The organism is Acinetobacter geminorum, assembly GCF_013009345.1.
In the GTDB taxonomy this organism is placed as follows: domain Bacteria; phylum Pseudomonadota; class Gammaproteobacteria; order Pseudomonadales; family Moraxellaceae; genus Acinetobacter; species Acinetobacter geminorum.
In genome coordinates, this window is record NZ_JABELE010000034.1 from 1 (window position 1) to 9065 (window position 9065).

The 9065-nt window shown below is 35.2% G+C and carries 8 protein-coding genes; 2 read left to right on the plus strand and 6 right to left on the minus strand.

Features of this window, described 5'->3' with window-relative positions; all coding sequences use genetic code 11:
• Positions 1 to 1855: 1855 nt before the first annotated feature.
• The 3 genes from HJG58_RS18365 to HJG58_RS18375 form a co-directional block, all read right to left on the minus strand.
• Positions 1856 to 2836: a replication initiation protein gene (locus HJG58_RS18365; RefSeq protein ID WP_170249776.1), complete on the minus strand. Its 981-nt coding sequence runs from the start codon at positions 2834 to 2836 to the stop codon at positions 1856 to 1858.
• Between the two features lie 183 nt (positions 2837 to 3019).
• On the minus strand, positions 3020 to 3388 hold the full coding sequence (locus HJG58_RS18370) for a hypothetical protein (RefSeq protein WP_170249777.1): 369 nt from the start codon (positions 3386 to 3388) through the stop codon (positions 3020 to 3022).
• A gap of 47 nt (positions 3389 to 3435) precedes the next feature.
• On the minus strand, positions 3436 to 3963 hold the full coding sequence (locus HJG58_RS18375) for a plasmid replication DNA-binding protein (RefSeq protein WP_170249778.1): 528 nt from the start codon (positions 3961 to 3963) through the stop codon (positions 3436 to 3438).
• A gap of 585 nt (positions 3964 to 4548) precedes the next feature.
• On the opposite strand from HJG58_RS18375, the gene HJG58_RS18380 reads away from it, so the two are divergent.
• The gene (locus tag HJG58_RS18380; RefSeq protein WP_216076602.1) at positions 4549 to 5688 is read left to right on the plus strand and encodes an LlaMI family restriction endonuclease; all 1140 of its coding nucleotides are present in this window, start codon (positions 4549 to 4551) and stop codon (positions 5686 to 5688) included.
• Positions 5689 to 5739: 51 nt separating this feature from the next.
• On the opposite strand, the gene dcm is transcribed toward HJG58_RS18380, so the two are convergent.
• Positions 5740 to 7014 carry a DNA cytosine methyltransferase gene (gene dcm / locus HJG58_RS18385; protein ID WP_170249783.1) on the minus strand — a complete coding sequence of 425 codons (1275 nt, stop codon included), beginning with the start codon at positions 7012 to 7014 and terminating at the stop codon, positions 5740 to 5742.
• 315 nt (positions 7015 to 7329) lie between these two features.
• Between dcm and HJG58_RS18390 the strand changes: the two genes are divergently transcribed.
• On the plus strand, positions 7330 to 7626 hold the full coding sequence (locus HJG58_RS18390; RefSeq protein ID WP_170249779.1) for a hypothetical protein: 297 nt from the start codon (positions 7330 to 7332) through the stop codon (positions 7624 to 7626).
• 5 nt (positions 7627 to 7631) lie between these two features.
• Here the strand turns inward: HJG58_RS18390 and HJG58_RS18395 are convergent, their stop codons facing one another.
• Both HJG58_RS18395 and HJG58_RS18400 read right to left on the minus strand, forming a co-directional pair.
• Positions 7632 to 7841 carry a hypothetical protein gene (locus HJG58_RS18395; RefSeq protein WP_170249780.1) on the minus strand — a complete coding sequence of 70 codons (210 nt, stop codon included), beginning with the start codon at positions 7839 to 7841 and terminating at the stop codon, positions 7632 to 7634.
• A 216-nt stretch (positions 7842 to 8057) separates the two neighbouring features.
• Positions 8058 to 8900, minus strand: coding sequence for a hypothetical protein (locus HJG58_RS18400; protein WP_170249781.1), 843 nt, complete (start codon positions 8898 to 8900; stop codon positions 8058 to 8060).
• Positions 8901 to 9065: the final 165 nt, after the last annotated feature.

Sequence of the window (9065 nt, forward strand, 5' to 3'; positions counted from 1 at the left end):
ATCATTCAAAAATCTTAAATCGACTAAATTAGCTTGAAAATATATTTTTATTTGTAATTTAACAATAGGAATTTAATAAAATTAAATACCTTAAATTTCTAAATTTAAGGTATTTAATTTTTATCCTTATGTAATTTGACAATTAAGTAGTTCCTGCGAATTGACCTTATGGCGGTATTCTGATAGGTTGCATTTAGATATTGTTGTTTCTGTTAGGTCTGCCAAACCTTTGTTATTTAGATATTTTTATCTATTTTTCAGGGGTTTAGCCAACCTTTAGAAAAATAGCATCAGTCGGTTTGTCATTACTGCCATTTTGACAAATTACATCGGTGTAGCTGCGTGCGTGGGAAACCTAGCTGGCGCGGCTGCAACGAGGGCTGAGGGGTGTGATTCCCCTTTTCTACTCATTCCATTCGATTTTTTATCGACATGGTTCTTTTGTAGTTGGGCGACAAGGACACGGGCGTTTAGGTGACTAAGCTAACCCTGACTCTCTTCGATAAGTTCAGAGTTTTCAAGGATTGATAAACTCGTTAATAGACTCTCCGAGCTGTTAGTGATAACAGACGGATGGCTAACAGGTGGGCTTTTGCGGATTTTTAAGAGGTTTAAAACGCTTTTTAAAACATTTTAAGAAATTGAAATGGTCGTGAGGCATCAGGGGTGCAAGTTGAAAGATGGCGCACTCGGTACTCAAACAGTGAAATGGTGAACTTGTCGTGACGACATTCCAAATTGCTAAGTTGAGATCAATGGATAGCTCAAGCCTGTAAGTGCGTGTCAGCCGTGAAAACGGTCAAACTCGCATTTAGTAGTGTAAGTGCTTTACCTGTTTTGATGGTTTGTAAACTGTATTAATGCCCTTAAAATCTTGGAACTACGGGGGGCGGAACATGGAACACAGAGCAAATCTAGCAGATAGGCGTACTGCACGTTAAGACGAAGAAGTATAACTTGGGACACACTCAAGACCGTTTTGAGCATGGCATCTTTGAAATGAAGTGCAGGCAACATGCAAGGTCGTGATTCGTGAGATTCTTTATGAGTGTTGGAGATCAGATTAGTACAAAACTCTTGATTTTTAAGGGTTGCAGTCACTCCGAGCGAATAAAAACGTAAGTGGTGATAATCGGGAAAGTCTGAGCCGATGGTGATTGATGTGAAAAATCTAAAACAGTGTTTTGCTTGGGATTGGCTTCCCTAACAGATTGGCTTCTGTAATGTAAAACACTGAGAAACAACATTTTTAAATTTTCTAAAGTTTGGCGACTAAAGAAAATTTTGAAGTAAGGCGTTGGCACGGCAATGGTGATGCACATTAAAACATCAAAAAAGATGATCACACGGTCATTGAAAATAATAGTGCTGTGTCCGTTTCTATTAGACACAGAAAAGGCTTTTCGCCAATTCGAAGGAAACCGTGTATCGCCCAATACACGTAAAAAAATGGGTATTTAGTCCCGAGCATGACATTAAACTGCTCACCTTATTTACAAATTGTTTTAAATGCTCACCATTTGCGTTCTAAGCGACTTTTCTTGATATGTATATAAACACTAAGCCATAGCAGTAAAAATTGAAAATGACGCAAACTGTGCGCCTAAAATTTATCTTTCTAAATATCTTGCTCACTCTCTGCAATAAAATCTTCTAAACCTTTGGGATTACCAAAGAGTTTAAAATACTCTTCCCAAGTGTGTATTTGATTTTGATCTTATTTGAAGAGAGCACTCTCATTTAGCCTAAGCGAAAGTAATACCAAATTTAAGACCGTGGAACATTAAAGAATTGACTTAAGTGACAAAACAAAAAGCCCTAAAAAGGCTAATATCTGATTTAGGCTTATTTGGTCTCATTTTTGAGGTTTATTTTGTCTGCGATAGTAAGTTGCTCGACTGATTCCCATTGCTTCCCACGGCTTTGTAGAACGCTCAGAATTGGCTTTAGCTCCTCGTTTTGACTTCTTACCACCAAGAGATCCTTTTCTTTTTTGGCGATCTATAAATTCTTGATAGCAATACGCATCATTTTTCCAACAAAACCGACTGATACTCTTTGCAATACAACGTACTTCCCTATATGTCATTGGCTCAGATAAGTTTTCATTTAGACTCATACAATGATCTATCATTGCCATTTCCCACTGGCTGTAAGTTTTACCTCGATATGCTCGTATCTCTTGATATGCGAAAGGACAGGCTGTGTAAAAGACATAACAGTTACGCCCTAAACCAATTGCTTCATCTACCGAAATCTTTTGCTTGCTATAATCTTTTCGAGGAAGATCTATCTTTTCAGCAAGCTCATAAAGTGAATAAGGTTCTTTCCGTAGCTCTGTGACACGCCAATTCGGTGAAATAGGATTTTTAGTTATAGTTCCTGAATACCCTATATCTGCATCAAAAAGCTCCTGCAAACGCATTATAATGGCATGTGCAAAGGCAATAATTTTCTGTTTACTAGCATTCGTCTTGTAAATTGGTTCTTCTAACTCAAAAACGATATGGGACTTGCCACCTTGAAAATTTGCTGTCACAAAATTTGGCAATGGAATTCCCACTCGACTAAAAAGAATTTCAGCAAGTGAATGCTCATAATCGAGGTCAAGTATTAAATATTTTTGGTAGAAAGGGCTGTTTAACTGTATATATTTATAATTTATAGCTATTTCTTTTGGACGAACAAGTAAGGCTGTACCCTTCTCATTGGTACACCACGGCTTTTTAGGTAAATACCTAGTTAGATGCTCTAAAAAAAAGCTAGTTGTTTTTTCGGTCAATGTTTTACTCAATTGGCTTGTTTTATAAAAGCGCAACAGGTAAAATGACAGCATATTCTAGGTGCTTGTAATACTTATCCTATTGCAAGTTCCCGAAAAGAAGCCCGCCCGCCAAGATGGGCTTTTTTTTCGACTACAGAAAAGTTTAACTCAACTCTCATCAGAAGTTAAGAGTTTAAAATTTAAAGTATTTGATGAATCGTTTATCGCTCCTCTAAATAAATCAGTTAAAGAGAACTACTTATAAACTCCCTCTTGCTCTAACAAAGTCTGCATGCAAGTAAAGTAAATTTTTTCGTAATTTTTGGCAGATATCTCTTTTTGATCTTCTTCTGTCTTGTTTATTTGCTGTGAAAAAATATATTCAATCATCCCTTTTCGAAACTCAAAATCATCCATTTTGCTGTACTTTCTACTTACTTCTTTCAAGAAAGCATCTTTAGAAACCTTATTTTTTTGTCTTACATTTGTGACTTCAATTGAATACCCTGCAAGATCTGTACAGGTAATATTCGCTCTTTTCCCTATATTATTTTTTTCATCATCAGTAAGTGCATAAGCCGAAATTGATGTCGTACAGAGAACAGCTAAAAGTATTTTTTTCATGAGATTTCCTGATTCTAAGTTACTATATTTTATAGTAAATAAAATAATTAACCATCAAAAACAGCACTAATGACACGTCCTAAGAGTCCTTTCTTACGTGATTTTAGTTCAGTGTCTGTTTGCTCTTTCCCTGAATACACTGCAGTTTCTATCGGCTGTGGCTCATTAATAACCTGAGGAGCTATTTCTTGAGTGGCATCATCTTGTTTAACACCTAAATCTTTTGGTTTTGGTGCTGAAAGTAGAGTCTGTAAAAGATGGATGCTTGTATCTTTTTCTTTAATTTGATCTTTCAAAAATTGCTCAGTTTCTTCGGCTTTTTTAAGCTGTTTTTCCAACATTTCTACCTGTAACTGTAACTTGTCAACTTGTGTATCCATCTGTACCTGAGTTGACTGTACCGTGGGGACAACCTCTCCCCTACCGTCAGGTTCACCAAAAACACGTATTGCTTCTGCGAAATCGATTTTCCCATCTGCTGATTTTGATAAATCCCCTTTATTTATACGCTTATAGATACTTTGTCGGTGTATTCCATAAAGTTTTGAAAGCTCCCCTACTGTCATTTTTTTCATGAGTTACACCCTTTGTACCTTTGTGTACCCAATATACACAAAAGGGGACAAATAAAGGGGACAATTAGGTCAATGTTTTATATTTATTTAATAATCTAAGAGTTAAAAAAGAGGAGCTTTATTAGGTTGTTTTTCTGCCGAATGGCTTAAGATATTGTTTACGCTAGCTAACGAACATAATTGAAAAAAGGTGAATAAATCGGCATATTGCGTGAATGATCCACTAAAAAGCCCAGTTTGTTCAAACTGGGCTTTTTAATGGATCGCAATAGATTGATTTAATTCAATTTAAAGAGAGCATTTCGTATAAGCAGTATTATGTTAATTTTAGAAAATCTTAAAAAATAATCAAAAAATGAGAAGCATAAAAAACATCCGTAAAAATTTTATTTTTATTATTCCTTTGACAAACATTCGGTTATATCTTAATAATGTGAGGATAGAGGTGTATAGAATCTCTGCTGCTCACGTTTGCGAAGCCGTCCGGTAACTATATAAAAATCTTTTTTTCTTTGTTGAAGATAAAGCATTTCTAACTTTATGAGTGGGCAATAAGGTTGATAAATGTGCTTATTGGAAACAGGAATGTCAGATCTAAATCTTAGCAATCGCTATAAAAAACACGCAGAAACGACCAATCGTCGCTTAAAAAAGTTGCACCCAGCTTTTGCACAATTACGTCAAACTCAAAGATATGAGCTATTCAGCCGTCTTCTCGGTTTTCAAAGTTATTACGAATTTATAAATCAAAAAACTGAACAATTTTTTGATTACTTGAAGAATAACTCTTCCGAATTAATCAAAAAAATTTCCACTAATTTAATCCATACATTTCCTGATCTCTATTCCCAAAATCCTGGGAAGGCCCTTGATCACGCTGAATATTTACTTTTAGGAAAACAAATGATCCCTACTATTTCAATTCAATCAATCATTTCTCAACCTGCAATCACAGATGAGCAAAAGGTAATTCATACCTTCTACCAAAATGTTTACGGCAAAACAGCAAACATTCAAGGGGCAAACCCTCGTCATGCTGGTAGTGGTGGTCATTGGTTAGAAGCCCAAATGGGCCTAAAACCTAATGGTAACAATGCACCGGATTTATATGGTTATGAAATGAAAAATGCAACAACCAGCAAAACAACTTTTGGGGATTGGAGCGCTAATTATTATATATTTAAGGATCCAACTATTCCTTCCCCATCCAATCCATCCGTTAGTTTTACACGCCAAGACTTCTTTAATGCCTTTGGGAAGCCAAATGCTTTAAAAAACGATCGAATTTCATGGTCAGGTGAACCAGTACCGAAAATCAATCAAACGAATAGTTATGGTTGTACTTTATTTATTGCTGCGGACAATAGCATTGTTATCTCATATGATTACCAATATGACCAACGCCCAAATAAAGCAGCCTTAATCCCTTTAGGGCTACGAAATGGTACAGTCATCTTAGCAAAATGGGATGCAGCATCTCTGAAAAATAAAGTTGAATCCAAATTTAATCAAAATGGTTGGTTCAAATGCGAAACAGATGCTTATGGTGTATATCGTGAAATTGTATTTGGCGCACCCCTAAATTACTTAAATTGGTTAGATCTAGTTCGCTCAGGAGATGTTTTCTTTGATAGTGGCATGTATGAAACTAATAAAAGACCATATTCAATGTGGAGAGCTAACAATAATTTATGGAGTAGATTAATTACTCATAAATATTATTAATTTATTAATGAAATGCCCTAAATTTTATTTAGGGCATTTCATCACCAATCTCTATTTATTACTTATAAATGTATCCATTGTCTCAGCAATTTGTTTGGCAACAGCACGAATAACTTTAACGCATACAGAATTGCCAAACTGCTTATAAATTTGGGCTTGTGATACAGCATCAACAATAAATTCCTCGGGGAAGCCTTGTAGACGCGCACACTCTCGTGGTGTAAGTTTTCGAGGATTCTTACCTAAATGGCTTTGGTCAATTAAAATTTCTGACCCATCTTTATAATATCTAGCACTAATCGTATTTGTATAAGGACTATCTGCAGTATAAATAGAACATCCAAAACCATTTCCTTTAGTTTTGTGCTCTTCCTTTCTACGTTGATGACCAGCCCATAGCTTATCTGAAATTGTATATTTGTCTTCTTGTGCATTTAAAAATTCTTGAGACTCTAGAATATCTCCAACTCTTGTTGACTCATATGTAGGTACTGGCCAGTTAAAGTTTTTTTCAAAGTCAAAGTTTTCACCAAAATAGTCTTTGTCAAAACCAACAATGAAGATGCGTTCTCGATTCTGAGGAACACCAAAATCAGCTGCACGTAAGACTTTAAAATCCACCCAATAGTTAAGTTTCTTACCTAATGAGTTTCTTGCATCTTCCGACATTGGAATATCATCTAAGGAAATATTACTTTCCCCAGTCAAAATATTCAAAATAGTCTGTAATGTCCGTCCTTTATCATGTCCCTTTAATTGTTTTACATTCTCCAACAAAAACGCTTTAGGTCGTTTTTCACATAATATTCTTTGGATTTCAAAGAACATTGTACCTCTAGTGTCTTCAAATCCTTTTTTTAAACCTGCTTGAGAAAATGCTTGGCAAGGAAATCCGCCCATAAGAATGTCATGATTAGGAATCTCTTTAGCTGAAATTTTTGTGATATCTCCTGATGGAACTTCACCATAATTTGCAGCATAAGTTCTTTGAGCGAACTTATCCCATTCAGAACTAAATACACATTTTCCACCTAACTCTTGGAAAGGTAAACGGATCCCACCAATACCCGCAAATAAATCAATAAAGGTAAATTTATGATTATTATTTTCTATTCTGAAAGGTGCCTCTTCGTGAAGTTCTAGAATTTTAGCAAGCTTAGATTTTGAGGGTTTATGCTCTCCTAACTCCCATCCTCTTACTGTTCTTTCACCATTGTCTTTCAGCTCTAATAAGCTAGCTAACTCCAATTGAGTTAGACCTAGCCGCTGTCTCTTTTCACGTATAAGAGTAGCTTCAATTGGTAAAATTTTCTCTAGTGCGTTCATAATCTGCCAGTTTATCCTGTTTTTTGCCAGGATATCAGATTTTTTGAGATATGCAACTACTGAGCGACCTTGCTTGTCGTCTTCAGAATCATTTGAATGAAATACAAACAAAGAAAGTTTTTAACATAAAATCTCTTATGCGAAATTAAAATAAAAATGTAAGCCCAAAATAGAATTTCAATTCCAAAATTGAAACATTTTAATTTTATGAAACTTTTTTCGGTCAATGTTTTATTGAATAAAAACAATAACTTGAATAAAAACAAACTTTCATTTAAAGTAGCTTTTCTATTACTTTAAAATGGAATTATCTTGATGAATATCATAAAAGACCTCAATGACCTACCACCAAATATTTTTGGTTTCAGCCCAGAGAGTCTCAGTCTCGCTGAAGAAAATACTTATTTAGGAAAAGCCATCATAGAACTGCAAAATATCAGAGATAATCTTGGCCTAAAATGTATTCTAATACCTTCATTTTTAACAGGTAATATTATTATCTCCAATATCAAAAAGGATGAATTTCAAACTTTACTTCAAAAATTTGGTTCAGAAAATTACACAAGTGCTTCTTTTGGTGAGCCCTTTAGTCATCTGACTATTCCAATTTAAGACTTTTAGTCCTCATAAAACTCATCAATATCAGCTTGTGTACGAACAATTTTTGTTGGCATTTTCCTAGTTGCTTCCTCAATACACTTAATAGCTTCTTCATGTGTGAGCTTTCCTTCATCAAGTTGCTCTAACAACAGCTTGGTTTCTGCATCGACTTTGTGACCACCGACTGCCATGAAACCGATGACTTTATCTGTCAAATTTTCACTCATAAACTTTTCCATCCTTTAAGCTATAATGCTTGCTGTGCCCATGTTCTGCAACGTAGTCGGCTTGTCGTTGCATAAACTCCGCTTCACGTTTTTCGGCTCTTGTGATGCTGTCCTGATCAGCTTGTGGCTCTCTGTTTGACTTACAGTTTAGGAAGCCAACACCGCAGAGGACGACAAGAAAAAAAGCAACGCTTCGCTTGGTGGATTTGCTTATATTCAATTTATCGCACTCCTAATGATCTTTTGCATGTGTTTAATCATTTCAGATGTTTCAGCATTGGAAGGAAAAATGGATTTAAGACGCTGAATATAAGACAAATTTAGCTCTCTAAAGTATTCTTTAGACTTCACACCGTATTTTGCTTTTAAAAGTGAGCGTTCTTTAGCCCACAAAGTTCCAACTTGTTTCCGCACACCTCTAAAGCCGTAATAACTTTCTAGAACCTGTAAATGCTTTTCAAAATAAGCCCTTTTTTCTTCTTCTGTTTTATTAATACATTCATTCCAACGGTTTATTAGTGTTTGACCGCTCTTTTGAGTTTTCCCAAAAGAACTGGAGTTAATTCGCCAAGTCCAATCAAAGGAGTTTTTTTCTGTATTCTCAAACTCGTCCCGAATCGAACGCTTTTGAGTCAACCGAACCAATTCATAATTGCTGTAGCTGATTGGAGAAGTGAACACATAAGAAAATTTTTCTGCACCTTGCACATGCTTTTTCAAAATCTCATTAACATGATTAATATCGACAGAACCATCGTAAATTTTAGATGAATCGATATTACAAAATAAGAAAAACTTAATCGGTAACTTATGTTCCGTTGCACTCAAAAAATCAAAGTCGGGATCTCTTTCAAAAATCTGAGGATCTTCCCGAACTAGAGAAATCATCTCTTTCGTAAATTCGTCCGTTGTATAAATTGAGGGATTGATTACTAAATCGAAAGTTGGTTCACCTTTTGCCTTTAAATCGAAGCGTTGTTTGGGAGTCAATCTCAACTGATAACGATCAGCCCATTTTTCAACAAACTTATGAAATTCTTCACTAGATTCGAATTCCATAGTTACTTCTGAGTATAAGACAGCAGAACTTCTAACAATGCAGTCCTGCAACCTTTGCATCACGACTTTAGAGTTACATGAGAAATAGATCATTCAAAAATCTTAAATCGACTAAATTAGCTTGAAAATATATTTTTATTTGTAATTTAACAATAGGAATTTAAT

Excerpts from the sequence above, each read along its gene's own strand:
- dcm (WP_170249783.1), bottom strand. The coding sequence starts at position 7,014 with ATGAACGCACTAGAGAAAATTTTACCAATTGAAGCTACTCTTATACGT.
- HJG58_RS18380 (WP_216076602.1), top strand. The coding sequence starts at position 4,549 with ATGTCAGATCTAAATCTTAGCAATCGCTATAAAAAACACGCAGAAACG.
- HJG58_RS18370 (WP_170249777.1), bottom strand. The coding sequence starts at position 3,388 with ATGAAAAAAATACTTTTAGCTGTTCTCTGTACGACATCAATTTCGGCT.
- HJG58_RS18395 (WP_170249780.1), bottom strand. The coding sequence starts at position 7,841 with ATGAGTGAAAATTTGACAGATAAAGTCATCGGTTTCATGGCAGTCGGT.
- HJG58_RS18365 (WP_170249776.1), bottom strand. The coding sequence starts at position 2,836 with ATGCTGTCATTTTACCTGTTGCGCTTTTATAAAACAAGCCAATTGAGT.
- HJG58_RS18400 (WP_170249781.1), bottom strand. The coding sequence starts at position 8,900 with ATGGAATTCGAATCTAGTGAAGAATTTCATAAGTTTGTTGAAAAATGG.
- HJG58_RS18375 (WP_170249778.1), bottom strand. The coding sequence starts at position 3,963 with ATGAAAAAAATGACAGTAGGGGAGCTTTCAAAACTTTATGGAATACAC.
- HJG58_RS18390 (WP_170249779.1), top strand. The coding sequence starts at position 7,330 with ATGAATATCATAAAAGACCTCAATGACCTACCACCAAATATTTTTGGT.